Annotated in this window: 15 protein-coding genes; 3 read left to right on the plus strand and 12 right to left on the minus strand. The window is 51.0% G+C overall.

Going from position 1 to position 16,443, the window contains the following annotated elements:
• Positions 1 to 45 precede the first annotated feature (45 nt).
• The 5 genes from AC0YNX_RS12545 to mraZ form a co-directional block, all read right to left on the minus strand.
• Positions 46 to 1,992 carry a stage V sporulation protein D gene (locus AC0YNX_RS12545; protein WP_475815999.1) on the minus strand — a complete coding sequence of 649 codons (1,947 nt, stop codon included), beginning with the start codon at positions 1,990 to 1,992 and terminating at the stop codon, positions 46 to 48.
• Between the two features lie 310 nt (positions 1,993 to 2,302).
• Positions 2,303 to 4,525 (minus strand): penicillin-binding transpeptidase domain-containing protein, encoded by a 2,223-nt coding sequence (locus AC0YNX_RS12550; RefSeq protein WP_475816000.1) that lies wholly within the window; start codon positions 4,523 to 4,525, stop codon positions 2,303 to 2,305.
• Positions 4,526 to 4,535: 10 nt separating this feature from the next.
• On the minus strand, positions 4,536 to 4,913 hold the full coding sequence (locus tag AC0YNX_RS12555) for an FtsL-like putative cell division protein (protein WP_475816240.1): 378 nt from the start codon (positions 4,911 to 4,913) through the stop codon (positions 4,536 to 4,538).
• A gap of 40 nt (positions 4,914 to 4,953) precedes the next feature.
• The gene (gene rsmH, locus AC0YNX_RS12560) at positions 4,954 to 5,886 is read right to left on the minus strand and encodes a 16S rRNA (cytosine(1402)-N(4))-methyltransferase RsmH (RefSeq protein WP_475816001.1); all 933 of its coding nucleotides are present in this window, start codon (positions 5,884 to 5,886) and stop codon (positions 4,954 to 4,956) included.
• Positions 5,887 to 5,943: 57 nt separating this feature from the next.
• The gene (gene mraZ / locus AC0YNX_RS12565) at positions 5,944 to 6,381 is read right to left on the minus strand and encodes a division/cell wall cluster transcriptional repressor MraZ (RefSeq protein ID WP_116187456.1); all 438 of its coding nucleotides are present in this window, start codon (positions 6,379 to 6,381) and stop codon (positions 5,944 to 5,946) included.
• A 224-nt stretch (positions 6,382 to 6,605) separates the two neighbouring features.
• Between mraZ and AC0YNX_RS12570 the strand changes: the two genes are divergently transcribed.
• A complete protein-coding gene (locus AC0YNX_RS12570; RefSeq protein WP_475816002.1) occupies positions 6,606 to 6,857 on the plus strand; it encodes a hypothetical protein in 252 nt (83 codons plus the stop codon).
• Between the two features lie 83 nt (positions 6,858 to 6,940).
• On the opposite strand, the gene AC0YNX_RS12575 is transcribed toward AC0YNX_RS12570, so the two are convergent.
• From AC0YNX_RS12575 to AC0YNX_RS12600, 6 genes are all read right to left on the minus strand, one after another.
• Entirely contained in the window at positions 6,941 to 8,005 is a 1,065-nt protein-coding gene (locus AC0YNX_RS12575; RefSeq protein WP_475816003.1) for a DUF4349 domain-containing protein, read from the minus strand.
• Between the two features lie 133 nt (positions 8,006 to 8,138).
• Entirely contained in the window at positions 8,139 to 9,407 is a 1,269-nt protein-coding gene (locus AC0YNX_RS12580; RefSeq protein ID WP_475816004.1) for an adenosylhomocysteinase, read from the minus strand.
• 61 nt (positions 9,408 to 9,468) lie between these two features.
• On the minus strand, positions 9,469 to 11,121 hold the full coding sequence (bshC, locus tag AC0YNX_RS12585; RefSeq protein WP_475816005.1) for a bacillithiol biosynthesis cysteine-adding enzyme BshC: 1,653 nt from the start codon (positions 11,119 to 11,121) through the stop codon (positions 9,469 to 9,471).
• Between the two features lie 135 nt (positions 11,122 to 11,256).
• Positions 11,257 to 11,652: a DUF3397 domain-containing protein gene (locus AC0YNX_RS12590; RefSeq protein WP_475816006.1), complete on the minus strand. Its 396-nt coding sequence runs from the start codon at positions 11,650 to 11,652 to the stop codon at positions 11,257 to 11,259.
• Positions 11,653 to 11,682: 30 nt separating this feature from the next.
• Positions 11,683 to 12,645, minus strand: a complete 963-nt coding sequence (locus tag AC0YNX_RS12595) for a ketopantoate reductase family protein (protein WP_475816241.1) — start codon at positions 12,643 to 12,645, stop codon at positions 11,683 to 11,685.
• 140 nt (positions 12,646 to 12,785) lie between these two features.
• Positions 12,786 to 13,433, minus strand: a complete 648-nt coding sequence (locus AC0YNX_RS12600) for an RsfA family transcriptional regulator (protein ID WP_475816007.1) — start codon at positions 13,431 to 13,433, stop codon at positions 12,786 to 12,788.
• A 272-nt stretch (positions 13,434 to 13,705) separates the two neighbouring features.
• Here AC0YNX_RS12600 and AC0YNX_RS12605 point away from each other — a divergent pair, with 272 nt between their 5' ends.
• Positions 13,706 to 13,942 carry a DUF2626 domain-containing protein gene (locus AC0YNX_RS12605; RefSeq protein ID WP_090573717.1) on the plus strand — a complete coding sequence of 79 codons (237 nt, stop codon included), beginning with the start codon at positions 13,706 to 13,708 and terminating at the stop codon, positions 13,940 to 13,942.
• Positions 13,943 to 14,040: 98 nt separating this feature from the next.
• Here AC0YNX_RS12605 and AC0YNX_RS12610 read toward each other — a convergent pair whose 3' ends face one another.
• Positions 14,041 to 15,231 carry a class I SAM-dependent methyltransferase gene (locus AC0YNX_RS12610; RefSeq protein WP_475816008.1) on the minus strand — a complete coding sequence of 397 codons (1,191 nt, stop codon included), beginning with the start codon at positions 15,229 to 15,231 and terminating at the stop codon, positions 14,041 to 14,043.
• A gap of 123 nt (positions 15,232 to 15,354) precedes the next feature.
• Between AC0YNX_RS12610 and AC0YNX_RS12615 the strand changes: the two genes are divergently transcribed.
• On the plus strand, positions 15,355 to 16,440 hold the full coding sequence (locus AC0YNX_RS12615; protein WP_475816009.1) for a coiled-coil domain-containing protein: 1,086 nt from the start codon (positions 15,355 to 15,357) through the stop codon (positions 16,438 to 16,440).
• Positions 16,441 to 16,443: the final 3 nt, after the last annotated feature.

A 16,443-nucleotide genomic window follows, 5' to 3' on the forward strand; every position in this document is an offset into this window, starting at 1 on the left:
CTCACGCGTTCTTCCTTACGCAGCCTACTTCTCTATCTATACTCATTATGGTGATGGAACATTGCTTTCGTCATTGTCTTTTGCCAAATAAATCCGAATGGTTGACCCGCGATCAACACGCGTTCCCGGAGCTGGCGACTGCCGGATAACCGTATCTCCGCTGCCTGCGGACGACAGGTTGAAGTTCATATTGAGATCCTCGTAGATATCTGAAACCGTCTTGCCTACCAGATTCGGCACTTCTACAATAGGCGTCTCGCCGTATTTGTACTCTTTGCTGATCTGTTGCTTTCTAGGGGCAACTCCCATATAAGGAAGCGCATCTTCCAAGATATTATGGACGATCGGCGCTGCAACGACGCCCCCGAATTGAATACCCTGCGGGTTATCAACGGCGATATAGACGACGATCTTCGGATCATCCGCCGGTGCGAAGCCGACGAACGAAACGATGTGCTCATTCGGCGAATAACGGCCGTTCACAACCTTTTGCGCCGTACCCGTCTTGCCTCCTACACGGTAGCCGTCGATGAACGCGTTGCGCCCTGTTCCTTTGGCGACGACGCTCTCAAGCGCTTCCCGCACCTGCTTGCTCGTATCCTCGGAGATGACCTTGCGGACCACTTCCGGTTCTACTTTGCTAACGGTCTCCCCCGTCTCGGGGTTGATGAATGCTTTGGCAACATGGGGCTTATACAAGGTACCCCCATTAATCGCGGCTGAAACAGCGGCAATCTGTTGAATTGGCGTAACGGATACGCCTTGACCGAAGGCTGTTGTCGCAAGCTCGACCGGTCCGACCTGACTCATTTTGAACATGATGCCGTTCTCTTCGCCGTTCAGATCGATGCCTGTCTTCTTACCGAAGCCGAAGTTCTTAATATAATCAAAAAGCTTCTCTTTGCCAAGTCTGTTGCCGAGTGCAACGAAGCCCGGGTTACAGGAGTTCTGCACCACTTCAAGGAAGGTCTGGCTGCCATGGCCGCCTTTCTTCCAGCAGCGCAGCCGAGCCCCGCCAATCTCCACAGCGCCGGGATCGAAGAAATGGTCTGTCTTCAAGTTCACTTTGCCCTCTTCGAGCGCTGCCGCGAGCGTGATGATCTTAAACGTGGAACCAGGCTCGTACGTCATCCAGATCGGCAGATTGCGGTTGTACACCTGCGGGTCGACCTCGCGGTACTTATCCGGCTCATAGGTTGGTCTGCTTGCCATGCCCAAAATCTCACCGTTGGTCGGGTCCATCGCGATTGCGATGATATCATCCGCCTGGAACTTGACCATGGCCTGGTCGAGCTCGCGTTCCATAATCGTTTGAATTTGCTTATCGATGGTCAGCTCCATATTAAGGCCGTCCTTCGGCTTCAAATACGTGTCTGACGAACCCGCAATCTGATCGCCTTTGTTATCCGACAGGTACGAAATATTGCCGTTGATGCCTTTGAGCTGATTGTTATATTTGGCTTCGAGGCCGGTTAAGCCTTGATTATCAATTCCCGTGAATCCAAGCACGTGGGAAGCCATGCTGCCCATTGGATAATACCGTTTGTTGTCTTCTGCCACTACGATGCCAGGCAGATTCAAATCCCGGATTTCCTGCGCCTTCTCCGGTGTAATCTTCCGTCCGCCAGGCTGAATCTTAACGACAGATTGCCGCTTCTTGATGGTCGCAAAGATCGAATCTTCCGTCATTCCAAGCACGCTGGACAGCTTCTCCGCTGTCGTCTTCGCATCTTCGATTTGCGCGGGGATCGCCATAATCGTCGGCGAGCTAATGTTATACGCAAGCATGGAACCGTTTCGGTCCAAAATCTCGCCCCGCTTCGCCTGGAACGGAATTTCTCGCCGCCAGGAATCCTCCGCCATCTTCGCCAGCTCACTACCCTTGTACAACTGCACATAGCCGAGTCTCGCCGCCAGCGAACCGAATGCGAGAACACCAATGAGAAGCGCCACAAACAGCCGGCGCCTGAGCGTTACGCGTGATACTTTCATAAATTGCATCCCCTCCGAATAGCTCGCTCGGTACGGACAGTACCGGGTGAGCTATTCGACGTTAAACCTTTGCACATTCTCGCTTCACACGTCCATCTAGGGTGGTCACTCCCGTTGTGTTTCACACAAAAGTCGTTCCCATTCGAGATGGACGGCGCTGCGCTTTGTGCAAAAAAACATCGCGTCGCTCAACCGGATAGACCACACCTCGCTTCGGCAGAAACAGCAAAGCAGGCCCTTGTCCGACCGTTCCTAATCCAAGCCTATTCGCAGAAAAAGAGGGTTAGAACAAGCTAACCCTCCTCACGTCTTACCTGCTTTTATTGTCTCCGGCTCCTTTAGATGCGTTGTCGCCAGAATCATCCGTGGACGATTGCTGCTCGATCTGCTCTTTCGGAGGAGACAGCGTAAGCTTCAGCTGCTTAACGCCTTTTTGATTAACCAAGGTTTGTGATGTGACGAAGCCTTCGCCTGTGGTCGTACACTTGATCTGCAGTACGGAGCACATCTCCAGAGCATCGCGAAGTGATAAGCCGATCATGTTAGGAACCGGCAGCTTGGAGCGATCCTCCGTTAACACGTAAATTTTCTGCAGTGGGCTTACAGGCGTGCCCGCCTTCGGAATTTGCTTGAGGACGGTCTGTCCTTTGCCGACAGTTTCGTACACCAGATTCTTCGCTTTCAGCTTGTCCCCCGCTTCTCGGACACTCACATTCTGAACATTCGGAACTTCTACGGTCTGCTCCTTATTCGACTCGTCGCTTGCTGTCTGAATCGGCGTTACCGGATCTACACCCATATGGCGGAGGCTTTGCGACACGATTTGCTTGAAGAGCGGCGCCATTACCACACCACCGGATGCCATACGGTCGTTAGGTTCGTCCATAACGAGATAGAGCACGATCTTCGGATTGCCAACTGGGGCAAAGCCAATAAAAGAGATGACGTATTTGTCTTCGGAATATTTGCCGTTAATAACCTTCTGCGCCGTACCTGTCTTACCCGCAACGCGATAGCCCTCGATATATGCTCTGCGGCCTGTACCAATCTTCTGGTCAGATACGACTTGCTCCAAATATTCATCAACCTGAGTCGCCGTCTTCTCCGAAATAACTTGACGCACGACCTGAGGCTTGATAACCTGCACTTTCTTCGTGACGGGATCTTCGATTTCTTTCACGAGGTGAGGAACAAGCAGCTTACCGCCATTCGCTACGGCCGCAACGGCAGCTACTTGCTGAATCGGCGTTACTTGAACTCTACCTTGACCGAATGCTGCTGTCGCAACCTCAGTCGGGTAGTTCGGATTGAAGCTGATGTCACCTTTGATTTCGCCTGGCAGCTCAATTCCCGTCTTCTGGTTGAAGCCGAACTTCAGGATATAATCCATCAGCTTGTCTGCCTTGAGACGCTCGTACCCTAGCTTGACGAAGGCAACGTTACTTGAGCGCTTCAGCCCTTCCAGGAACGTAATGTCTCCCCATCCGTTGCGCTCAATATCGTGGATTTGTCCGCCGGGTAATTTGATTTTACCAGACTTGTATGTCTCGTTCGGATTGAACATACCTTCCTGAACGGCCCCGGAGAGCGTAACAATCTTAAACGTAGAACCTGGCTCGTACAACGATTTAATCGAATGATCATAAAAGTTCTCTTGCGGTACGGTCCAGTACGAATTCGGATTGAAATCCGGCATATTCGCCATCCCGAGAATCTCCATCGTTTGCGGGTCGGCGGCAATTGCCGTTATGCTCTTCGGCTTATACTTGTTATACGTCTCTTTCAGCGCTTCTTCGATGTAATGCTGAATATCGGTATCGATCGTCAGCTTTACGTTCTTGCCATCAACCGAAGGCGTGAAGTTCACAGTCCCATTGTCCAGTATGACGCCGTTGCCGTCGCGCTCATACTTGATATGGCCATCCACACCGCTAAGCTCCTTATCTAGCGATGCTTCCAGTCCCATGATCGCATTGCCGTCCTTATCCTCATAACCGATGACATGTGAAGCCAGATCACCCTTCGGATAAAACCGCTTCTTCTGATCTATCAAATAAATGCCAACATCATTCTGTCCGGTCTGTTTCTCCAAGTCGTCACGGAACTTCTTGATTCGGTCAGCGACCGACTTGTCGATCTTCCAGCCTTCCTTCCGCACCTCGCGCTGCTTGTAGTACTCGCCATTCTTCTGCTTCTCGTCGAGGAGTTGGTGCAACGAACTCTTCGACTTGCCAAGCACGACATTTAATTTATTCACGATCACGTCTTCCAGCTTTAGCGTATGGATGACTTGCGGATTAAGAGCGACCGTATATGCAGAAACATCCATAGCAAGCACATTGCCATTCCGATCCGTAATCTCGCCTCGAACTGGAACAAGTGTCTCAGACCTTGACCAAACCTCTCTTGCTTTCTCCGCCCAGAAGTCTGCTTTCACAACCTGGACCCAATAGATACGACCAACAAGGGAAACAAAAAGGAGGGTGATAAACCCTCCGATTAGCAGCGTCCGTAATTTTATTCGTTTAGTCATCGCCGATCACCTATTTCTGTGCGCTTGTAAGCGGGATGGTTATCTTGTCGTCACTTTGAGACAATCCGCTGTCCTTAGCTTTTCTCATGATGCTCTCCGGATCATTCAGCTTCTCATACTGCGACTTCAAATCTGCCATCTCTACGACAAGCTCATCGTGCTTCTTCGTCAGCTCCTTAACCTGCAGCTCCATCTGGTAGATTTGGGCATAACGGAAAATGATAACGCCGGCCACAACGACACATACGAGGATCGTAAACATGTACAACAGCTTCTCTTGTACCGGCAGCGACTTGCGACGAACGACGACCTTCTTGGTCTCACGAAACTGCGGCTGCTGTTTCGGATCCGTTTTGCGCTTCGGCTGGAGCGCAAGGTTCCCATTCACATAAGCCAATCCTATATCCTCCTTAATCGGTTGCTGAACCTTAAAGTTTCTCTGCTATTCTCAGTTTTGCCGATCGCGCTCTCTTATTCTGCTCAAGCTCAGCTTCGCTTGGCACAATTGGCTTGCGATTGACAAGCTTCAGCTTGCCTCCGCCGCTGCATACGCACATCGGAAAATCGGGTGGACAGGTGCATCTTTCAACAAATTTCGCAAACAACTGCTTGCAAATCCGATCTTCCAAGGAGTGAAACGTAATTACTGACGCTCTGCCTCCGGAATTTAGTACGTCGATCGTCTGTGCAAGGCCCTCTTCCTCAGCGCCCAATTCGTCATTAACTGCAATACGCAAAGCTTGAAACGTACGCTTCGCAGGATGCGGCCCTGTTCTTCTGGCAGCAGCAGGGATTGCAGTCTTAATAATGTCGACCAGCTCGCCGGTTGTTGCGATCGGCTTCGACTCTCTTGCAGCTATAATTTTGCGTGCGATGGAACGCGCGAAACGCTCTTCGCCATAATCCGTGATGATACGAGAGATTTCTCGTTCTTCCCATGTATTTACAATATCATCAGCTGTCAGCATGCCGTCTTGATCCATCCGCATATCGAGCGGCGCATCATGATTGTAGCTGAATCCACGCTCGCCCTCGTCTAACTGCGGGCTGGAAACGCCTAGATCAAACAAAACTCCGTCAACACCAGCAATGCCTAAATCACGCAGCACATGAGCCAAGTAGCGGAAGTTGCTCTTCACAAGTGTAACCCGGTCCATATATGCCGCCAGTCTTACTCTTGCATTGTCAAGCGCCCAGTCATCCTGATCAAGCGCGATTAAACGGCCGCTTGGTCCAAGCTTGGATGCAATCAACTCGCTGTGCCCAGCCCCCCCAAGCGTACAATCCACATAAATGCCATCTGGTCTGATGGCGAGTCCATCAACCGCTTCCTCCCTTAGCACCGTTATATGTTGAAACATGCTGTATACCTCCCGGCTCTAGGGACGCCGCAATCTTTCCTTCTAACGACGAACGAGCTAAAAATTAAAATCAAAATCAACCAACTTCTCTGCAATTTCGTTGAACGTCTCTTCTGACTGTTTGAAGTAGCCTTCCCAGATCGGTTTGCTCCAAATCTCCACCCGGTTCGATACGCCAAGCACGATACAATCCTTATCGAGCTTCGCATATTCACAGAGCGTATTCGGTAAGTTTACCCTTCCCTGTTTGTCGAGCTCACATTCCGTAGCCCCGGAGAAGAAAAACCGGGAGAATGCACGAGCGTCCGACTTCATCATCGGCAGCGACTTCAGTTTCTGTTCCAGCAAGCTCCACTCACTCTCAGGATAGACGAACAAACAGTTATCCAATCCTCTCGTGACAACAAAGCGCTCGCCAAGCTGTTCGCGGAATTTGGCGGGGATAATAATGCGGCCTTTCTCATCAATGCTATGTTGGTATTCTCCCATAAACATATGACCGCTCCACCTCTTCCCCCAAAACCACCACTTGGCCCCACTTTCCACCACTTAGCTTGAACTATTCGCCACTCAAATGGATATTCCTGCTTCTTTAGCAGGATTTAAAAAAATATTTCACGGGATTAACCTTGTTACAATTTTGAAACCTTTTAGTACTTTGGTTCGTGTACACTGGATATGTAAATGCTGGATGAATCATTCATAGAGGGGGTCAGCCCATGGCTGGCGACACTACCTTAGTTGATAAAATAGTACTGCTGCGCACCGTTGAACCGCTTGTTTTCCAGGTTTCGCTCTATTTGCTGGGTGATTCCAATGAGGCTGAAGCTGCAGCCAAGGAAGCTCTGCTATACCTTTATAGCTGCCCCACTTTCAGCACTGCGAAAGCTGAAGACCGCATGACAATTGCGAAGCGGAGCGCGATGGCTGCTGCCGTAACGCGTTCGATGTGTAAGCGCAAACAGGCTTGAACGCGAAGAAGAGCTGCTCCGTCAGCCGTGTAGGGCTGAAGGTGCAGCTCTTCTTTGATCGAACTAAGTGTTCTTAATCGACGTTAATTATTATCTTTCTCTTCTTTGTTTTCCTCCAATAGAACCACTTCCGTTGCTGATTGCTTTGGCGCAATAACAGCTGGCTGCTTGCGACGATGGTTTCTATACACCAGATAAAGCGGAATTCCGATGATGACGAGAACAATAAGCACTGGAATGGCCCCTGCAATGAAGACAACAAGCCCTTGGAAGAATGCTTTGATGACATCCATACTACCGCTCATCGCATCTTCTATCCGCTGTACAAACTTCGGAACTTCCTTCTGCGCCTGAGGCTCTGGCACAAGCACCTGATACAACCTCAGGTCAATCGTCGAGTACGCCACGTTGTTGTCCAAGTATTGAATGCGTCCCTTGATCCGTTCAATCTCTGTCTGTACATCGCCAAGCTGCTTGGAGATCTCCAGCAGATCCGTCGTCTTCGTTGCTTTCTCCATGAAAGAGAGCAGCCTTGCCTCAACCACTTTACGTGCTTTAAGACGAGCCTCCATGTCTACATACTCCGACGTAACATCCGTTCCTTGCGCGCTGCTCTCGAAGTTGACATGCTTGATCTTCTCAAGCTCGGTAATGAAGCTGTCGAAGCCGGAAGCCGGCACTTTCACCGTATACGTGCCGCCCAGCTCGGAGGTCGTCTTCTTATCGGCGAATTTCAGCAAGTAGCCGCCGGAGAGATGGATCAAGTTGCGAAGCGACGTCTGTGCCTTATCGAAATTATCCACTTCCATGTTCACATTCGCTTTGTAGATGATTTTCCGGTCGGCGCCTTCCTCAGGCGCAGTGGTCTCTCCACTTCCCTCCACCGCACCTACTTCACCGGATACGGTCGCTGAACCCTCTTCCGGAGCTGCCATTTCTGACTGTTGCTCGACAGCTCCATTAGACGTCGCAGACGTATCCATCGCCGCATCATTAGAAGTAGCCAAAGCCTTCATATTGGCGTTCCCGCTGTCCATACTTGCAGACGCTGTGTTATTGTTGCTGCTTGCCGAGCAACCGGCTAGCATTCCCACCAGCATTGCAACAATTCCGAGTAACACCAGCCATTTCATTCTCTGTCTATACATAGCATGACCCCCGTTATTTGGTATTTGTCTGCCTATCTACCAAACGCCAGAGCCCTTACATATGTTGCAGTTCTGACACAAAAAAAAGAACGCATGGACGCTCACGCATCCATACGTTCTCATGTATATCAGATTAATGCTCTTGCCAGCTATCGAGATATGCCTTCTGCTCGTCAGAGAGCTTGTCGATGCCCGTGCCAATTGCTTCAAGCTTATAGCGCGCAACCTGCTCATCGAGCTCATAAGGAACATTGACAACTTTCTTGCCGATTTCTTTGTAGTTGTCGTTCACATATTTCAGCGACATCGCTTGCAGCGCGAATGTCATATCCATAATCTCTGCTGGATGACCGTCGCCTGCTGCGAGGTTGACCAAGCGGCCCTCTGCGAGCAGGTAGATGCTGCGTCCATCCTTCAATTGATACTCCTCGATATTGCGGCGCACGACGCGCTTGTTATTCGACATCGCTTCGAGCTCCGGCTTATTCACTTCGACGTCGAAGTGGCCTGCGTTCGACAGAATCGCGCCATCCTTCATCACTTCATAGTGCTCGCCGCGAATAACGTCGCGATTGCCTGTTACTGTTACGAAGAAGTCGCCGTGCTTCGCTGCTTCTTTCATTGGGAGCACTGTGAAGCCATCCATGTATGCTTCAACAGCACGGATCGCGTCGATCTCGGTTACGATAACTTGCGCGCCAAGACCTTTTGCACGCATCGCTACACCTTTACCACACCAGCCATAGCCGACAACAACGACTGTTTTGCCTGCAACCACAAGATTCGTCGTCCGGTTAATGCCGTCCCATACGGATTGGCCTGTTCCGTAACGGTTATCGAACAAGTATTTACAGAACGCATCGTTCACGGCAACCATCGGGAAGCTGAGCGAACCGTCCTTCTCCATCGCTTTCAAGCGAAGAATGCCTGTTGTTGTTTCTTCCGCACCACCGCGAATGTTCTCCTTCAAGTCAGGACGCTCCGCGTGAAGAATAGACACGAAATCGCCGCCATCATCAATAATAAGATCCGGCTTTGTTTCGAGTGCTTTCACAAGCAGCGACTTGTACTCTTCCGGCTCTGGATTGTACTTCGCGAATACGGTAATGCCATCCTCAACAAGCGCCGCACATACATCGTCTTGCGTCGAGAGCGGGTTGCTGCCCGTAATTGTTACTTCAGCGCCGCCAGCTTGAACGACTTTCGCCAAATATGCAGTTTTGGCTTCCAAGTGAAGCGAGATTGCAACTTTGAGCCCTTTGAACGGCTGCTCTTTCTCGAACTGCTCACGGATACGGTTCAGCACCGGCATATGCGCAGCTACCCAATCAATCTTCAAATGGCCTTCAGGCGCAAGCGCCATATCTTTAACAATACTGTTCTGTTTCGCGTTTACTGTCATGGTCGAAATCAGCATCCTTTCATTCATGCATTAATGTTATCATTCCATAGTCGGCAGGCACTTACAGATAGATCATCCAGTGTCCGCCCTGGCTGCTATATGGCGCTTCCAGCAACTTGTCTATCCAGGATAAACCATAACGGTTCCAGAAGTCTGTCATGTTAAGCACGCGCTCCTGCGGCTTGCCATCCGGCCATAGCGACACTGCCGCCCAATCCATCTGGCTGAGCGCGGTATCAAACCGGCGTGCATGCGCATCCTTCGTTCTCGCTTCCATATAAGCGAGCTCGCGTTCGATACGCTGCAGATTCGTTTCCGACAGATCGTGCAGCCCCCGCTGAATTCCGGCAGCCATATCCTTCACTGGCTGGTAGACCGCCTTGAACTGCGCCTTCACTGCAGCGAATTGCGCTTCGATGCCCAGCTCATCCCGCTCCTTCAGCCAAGCCTCTCGGCGGTCTGCATAGCGGTACGCGATATCGTCGAACGTTAGCTCGAACTTCGCCATATACTTCTCCGTTGTTCGCTCCACAAGCGTATAGGACATCCGAGGAACGACAATTGGCATTTCCATTCCTAATACGTGAAAAGCACTCCCCGTCAGCGCCCAGTATGCAATCTCGCCCGGACCGAGCACAACAGCGAGAACCGGCAGCACATAGTCCTGCATAATCGGTCTTGTCAGTACATTGTTGCTGAGCTGCTGCGGCTTGTTTCTAGCCATGTCCAGCAGCTCTGCGGAGGACCATGTCTTCGTCGATTTGCGATTGCGGAAGCCGCCCTCTTCTTTATGAAGCAGCACCCGCTCGCCTTCATCGAACATAAACAGGTTCGCGCTGCCCGGCGTCACATCGGCCGAAAGCTTATAGCCGAGCTCTTGCACAGCGTTCGCTGCGCTTATATAAGCCGCTTCAAGCTCATCTCCGCGAGCAATCATCTGCTCGAACATCGGCGCTTCGAGCGCGCGAATGCCCGGATCATCGGCATCGAGCAGCACCAAGCCGTACTTGCCGAAGAGCAGACTCATCGTTGCGGCGAACAGATCGCTTAGCGATTCAGCGCCCTCTGCCGCTTGCTTCAGCTGCTGCAGCATATCTGGCTTAAACTCCGTATCCGGCAGTTCCGCGCTCAGACGCTGCAAGGCATCAACCCATGCCTCCGGTGCGAGCATCGTCTTGCTTACCGACGTTCTAACGCCGCTCGGCCGCTTAATGGAGATGCGTCCCAGCTTCGGCGACTCGATCTCACCCTTGCTGCTGCCGCTTCGCACGAATGCATGGTTCGCTTCATCCCAATCATGATCCTCGCCAGCGATCCAGAACACGGGTACGACCGGCGTTCCTAGCTTGCTTGCCGCTTCTCTCGCAGCGGCAATGACTGTCACCGCTTTATGTATAACAAGAAGCGGACCTGTCCACAATCCCGCCTGCTGGCCGGTTACGACGACTGGCGCGCCTGCTCGAATAGCGCTAATGCTTGCTTGTACGGCAGGCTGGTTATTCATGACAGCATTATAGCGGGCTAGCGCTTCTGCGAGACCATCAGCCGATATGCGCTTGTCTGTATGGCCATTCAGCCAGTTCAGACGCTTCTCCCAGTGTGCAGGTTCAGCAGCATGGCTGCCGAACAACGCTTCGACGCCTGGATTACTTCTCTTTATATATGCTTCGGTAATTGGCTGACCGAAAGGCAGCTGTGCAAGCTCAAATTTCATGGACAGTCTCTACCTTTCATCCACGATCTATAGTTCTAGTAATGAATGCAGTTTTTCTCATTCATTGTACACAACGCAAAGCAGACCGTCAAAAAAAAACGCCCCCCATTGTCGGGAGACGTTTGTAAATAAGCACTAAGCCATAAACAAGCTTTTGCCAAGCCCAATAAACATAAGAATAATATAGCAGAACGCCATTACGAAGAACCCAAGGCGCCAGATCGCCCGCATAATCCGGCGATAATCGACGTTGCCTCTCGAGCGATATTGGGCGTTGCCCAGCAATCCACCGCCAAGCAACAGCACGAGCATTATGCCGTAAAGCCCGAAATTACTATTAAATATGCGGTTAAACAGCACCGCCACGCAACCGATTAGCAGCGCTGTCGTCACATCCATTGCAATTCGGAACGCCTGCTTGCGGTCGCCGGTATAGGCCGCATAGCCGAAATAAACGAGAACAAAAGGTATAATCGGAAGAACGGCCAAAAATGCATAGATGTGCTTAATGCTCTCCCAAATCCACAGCATTCTTAGTTCGCCCCTCTCATTAATAAATAATTACGAATTGGGTTGAAGCGCCTTGATCATGGCCACAACCGCATCATTCATCGGTGAAGGTAAGCCTTGCTTCCTCGCTAGCGCAACGATGCCTCCATTGATCCAATCCACTTCGGTGATTCGGTCTCCCAGCACATCGCGCAGCATGGACGATTCGTTACGCGCAGTCGCTTCGCAGATCTGGAGCACACGCTGCCAGCTGTCGCCTTCGCTTGCCATCCCGGATGCGAGCAGAATGCTCTCGCTCTCCCTATGCAGTGCCTCCATGAATCGGATGCGCTGCGGATCAAGCGGCAGATCGCCGTTTCGCACGCTGAATATCGCTGTAAGCGGGTTAATAACCGCATTGACGAGCAATTTATGGTAAACATGGTTCTCCATCTCATTCGACAGAATCAGTTCAATTCCTGCACCTTGCATCGTTTTTAGCAACAATTTTTGAGGTTTGCTCGTTTTTTCGCCACTTTTCGGCCAGTTCCCGAGCATGATGTTGCCTCTCCCCGTGTGATGCACCGTGTGCCCATCCGTTCGCAGCGCTCCCTCTGTCGTGACGGCAGCATACAGCGGCACTTGCGGTATCGCCGTGCGCAGCTTGTCCATATGCCCGATCCCGTTCTGCAGTGTTACGATTGGCGCGTGATTGCGACTTGCCAGCGCAGCCAGTTGAGTAAGCATGGTTTCATCGAGATGGGCCTGCTTCACCGCGAGCCAGATCCAATCATAATGCTCATGCCCATCGCTCTGACCCGGCTCCACTTGAACAGTTGCTGAGTAGACACGCAAAGAAGCCGCTTTAACTGGAATACGGCTCGTGAGATTCTCGGCTTCAACCAGAACAATGCCTTCGTTATTTAACAGTTCCGCTTGCTCGTCCGAATGCGTAAGGATCCGTATATCCACACCCGCGCGTGAAAGCCTTGCGCCATAGAGCAGCCCCAGCGCGCCAGCGCCGACAATAATCATTTTCACCTGCGGCAACCTCTTCTCTCTATCCACTTCAAGTGCTATGTATAGCTACATCGTACCAGATGCAAACTAAAAAATCTCGCCGCTCCTTATGCAGGGTCGGTGAGATTTTTAAGAACTGCCTTCATTCAGGCGCACTATTCAATTCGTTCCAGGTTGCCATTCGCATCCATTTTGAAGCGCGGCTTTGCATCGTCTTCTTCCGTCAGCACCGTTAACCGGCGAGCACGGTCCATAATTTGAATCAATGTTTTGTAATCATCATTGACTGCGCGGTAATCGGACTGCGCATTGTTCACTTCATGAGACAACCGCTCATTCAACTCACGCAGGGTAAACAGCTCTTCGTCTTTCTCGCGCAGATCGCGTTCAAGCGTCTTGATTTGACGGTTAAGCTCTTGGTAAGTCCCTTTCCATTGACGCAGAAACCGGATAACGGTATCGATAGATAGCGATTCTTCCGTCAACGGGTCGTTCTTGTACGCACGCTCGTCGGTGTCGATCAAATTAATGGAGGACACATGCGGTGTAGCGACGTACGTCTGTTTCTTCATATAATTCCGCTTCTGGCGCTGCTGCTTTGCAATTTGTATCGCATCTTCATAGCGTTTGCGGACACAGCTGTTCCAGCGAAATCCGCAGGCGGCCGAGGTTCGGCCAATACGCTCTCCTACTTCTTCAAACGCGGCTAGCTGCGTACTACCTTCACGAATATGCCGCAGCGTTACCTCGGCCAGGATGAGATCGTCATCTGGACTCCAGGCATCTTGTCTGACTGCTGTCATGCAACCAAAACCTCCTAACATTAGGCGCTTACTTTATCTCTATGCCCTTGGTAGAGTTCATAGAATCTATCGGATACTAATTTGTATATCCATTTTTTTAAAGGCTCATACATGTTTTTTCACAAATTGAAGCAAACTTGTATCAGAGGGGCTTAGGAGACGAAAAAGTTTGCCAATTCGTCACGTTTGAAACAGTTTACACTTGTTACCTTAAACGTTATAATGGGCAATAGAAAAATGGACTAGAGACTAACGAGAAGGGGGATGAAATCATGGCACGCATGTTCCGAGTGCTCGGCTTCTGGACGCTTGTAATCGCGCTTATGGCGTTTGCAGGTCATATGACCGAGATGTCACTCTTGTTCTTTATTCAAACCGCTGTGTTTGTCCTGTTAGGCTATTTGAACTTTTCTGAAAGAACCTATATGCTGATGTTCTGGGGATATATGTTTATCGCGTTCGTCGGCTTCACGTATTGGACCGTTTTTGTAATGGGGAACCCATTCTAATAAAGCGGCACATCAATTACCGGCCAATAGCCAAAAGGCTGTTTCGAGGAGACAAGTTCTCCAGCGAAACAGCCTTTTTGAATGCCAATGTATTCAGCTTATTTGCGAAGCATCAGCACTTTGAACGATTCGCTCATCCCGTCACTAAGCAGCAGCTGGCGAATTGCACGGTTGCGCCTTGCCGCCTCGCTGAACGGATTCATGCCGTCATGCGACGCGAGATCCTGCAGCAGCCCATGATCAATAAGAAACTGCTTCTGCGTATCGTAATAATGGACTTGCCAGCCGGAGGCTTCCGCAGCGGATCTGCAAGCGGTAAAGTTGACATGCGCCGTAATATCCTGCTCGCCTGGCGCGAGAAAAGGCCGATCGTATGCGACATGATCCTTATAACAGAGCAGCGTTCCGTGCATCCGGTGCGGCGCAGTCAACTCCGCTGCCTCGTGGCCGTAGTCGACAAGCAGCAGCGCACCCTGTGCAATTAGCTCGCTTAATTGGGCAATCCACTGCTCCGCCGCAAGATTCACCTCCATAATCTGCCCTTCCCGAAGCTCAATTCCGTCACGCTCCAGAACGGTCAGGATCCGTTCATCCGTTAGCGGCAATCGCACATACTCGAATGCCTCTCCACCTTCCGCTGCGTCAGTTGCGGCAACGCCTAGCTCCCATACTCGACCGTTCTTCTGCTGCACGCGATTAACCGGAAAAGCATCAAGCAGCTCATTCGCCACGACGATGGTATAGTCATCATTCTCCTGCCTATTCGTCAATGCCATTCTCGCTTCAGCCGGAGACATGAAAGCGACGATAACATTCTCTCCTATCCGCTCCTGAAGAGGCTGCGTGCGGTAACGCGCTTCATCTAGATGGACCGGATTGCTATCCACGACAACATATCGGAGCCTCGTCAGCCAAGGCAGAGAAGCATCAAGCCATGCCGTAAGCATCTGCTTTGACAATACTCCTGTACCCGCTCCCCACTCCACAATTGTCAGACGTGGATGCTGATCCTCGCTTTCAATCAGCTTGGCAATGCAGCTCGCAAGCTTCTCTCCCATTAACGAGCCGATCTGCGAGCTTGTGTAGAAATCGCCGTCCTTGCCAACCCGAACTTGGCCTGACTTGTAATAACCGTCCATCTCGTCATAGAGACACCGATCCATATAATCGCGAAACGTGATACAGCGCACTTCTTCGCCTGTTTCAGCCAGCTGAGATTTCCAGCCATAACGCTCGCTTTGCTCTATCGCTCTATGTATGGAAGCGGTCAAGCGCTTCGATTGGTTCATCCAGGGCAGCCTCCAAATCAAGGACAAAATTACAGCTTCAAGATATAATAGATTCGTTCGCAGCATATAGTAGTGCATGCGGGCAAGCACCCATAAAGACGTATTCGGAAAGGGGAGCCTTGCGTGAAAGGAAAGAACCGCCGCCGGAGCGCTGCCATTGTCATCGGCCTGCTGGCCTGCTGGCTGACAATCTTCCCCGTGTTCGCGGACCCGGCAGCTCCCAAGGATGAAGACATTAGACGCATCCTCGAGAAGAGTCTCTCCGTCGTCGAAATCGACAAAGAAATAACACGGATTCAGCAGGAGCAGCAGACGATTACAGCTCAGCTAACAACTTCGAAGGTCAAGCTCTCCGAGCAGGAGCAAACGATAGAGAAGCAGCGCGAGAATGCAGGCAAAGTGCTCCGCGCCTATTATACCGGAGAGCGTGATTTCCTGCTCACGGCTATCTTTAACACAGACAACCTATCCGAACTGTTTACACTGCTGGACTATTTCGATCTTATTTTCTCATCCGACAAGCTTACCTTGAACACGTACACAAAGCAATATCGAGAGCTCAAGCAAAGCATCAGCAAGCTCGATACGAAGTCGAAGGAGCTTACTGAGGTAGAGACAAGGCTGAAGACGCAGCGGGATCGCGTTGTCGCTCTGCAGAACGAAGTCAATTCCGAGCTTAGCGGCCGCTCTGATGCGGACAAGCTGCGTACGCTTATCAATGAATTCACGAACTACTGGCAAGATACCGGAATCGTCGAGGTAAGGCGATACTTCAATGCCCTCTCCAAAGCGATGGGCAAGATGCCGGAATGGATTCAGAAAGATAAAGACATGCTGTCTATCGACGGCTTTAATTACACGCTTACCGTGCCGGAAGCGAAGCTCAACAGCTTCCTCCGCGAACAGAACCCGATCTTCGACAACTTCTCCTTCGTGTTTCAACAGGACAAAGTCATCGTATCCGGCAAACGCGCGGATATGTCTATCGAGCTGGACGGCCACTATACACTGGAGAAGAACGGTGCGATTCTGTTCCATGTCGATGCGCTGATCTTCAATGGCCTGGCACTCCCCGACACAACGAGACAGCAGCTGGAACGCGAATTCGATCTTGGCTTCAACCCGTCGAAGATGGTCCCTTTCCTAAAGACCACCTCCGTAACGACCGGAGATGGACAATTAGTGGTTAAGCTTGGAATTAGTCTCTAAAAG

The sequence above is a fragment of the Paenibacillus sp. J31R98 genome, from assembly GCF_056269245.1.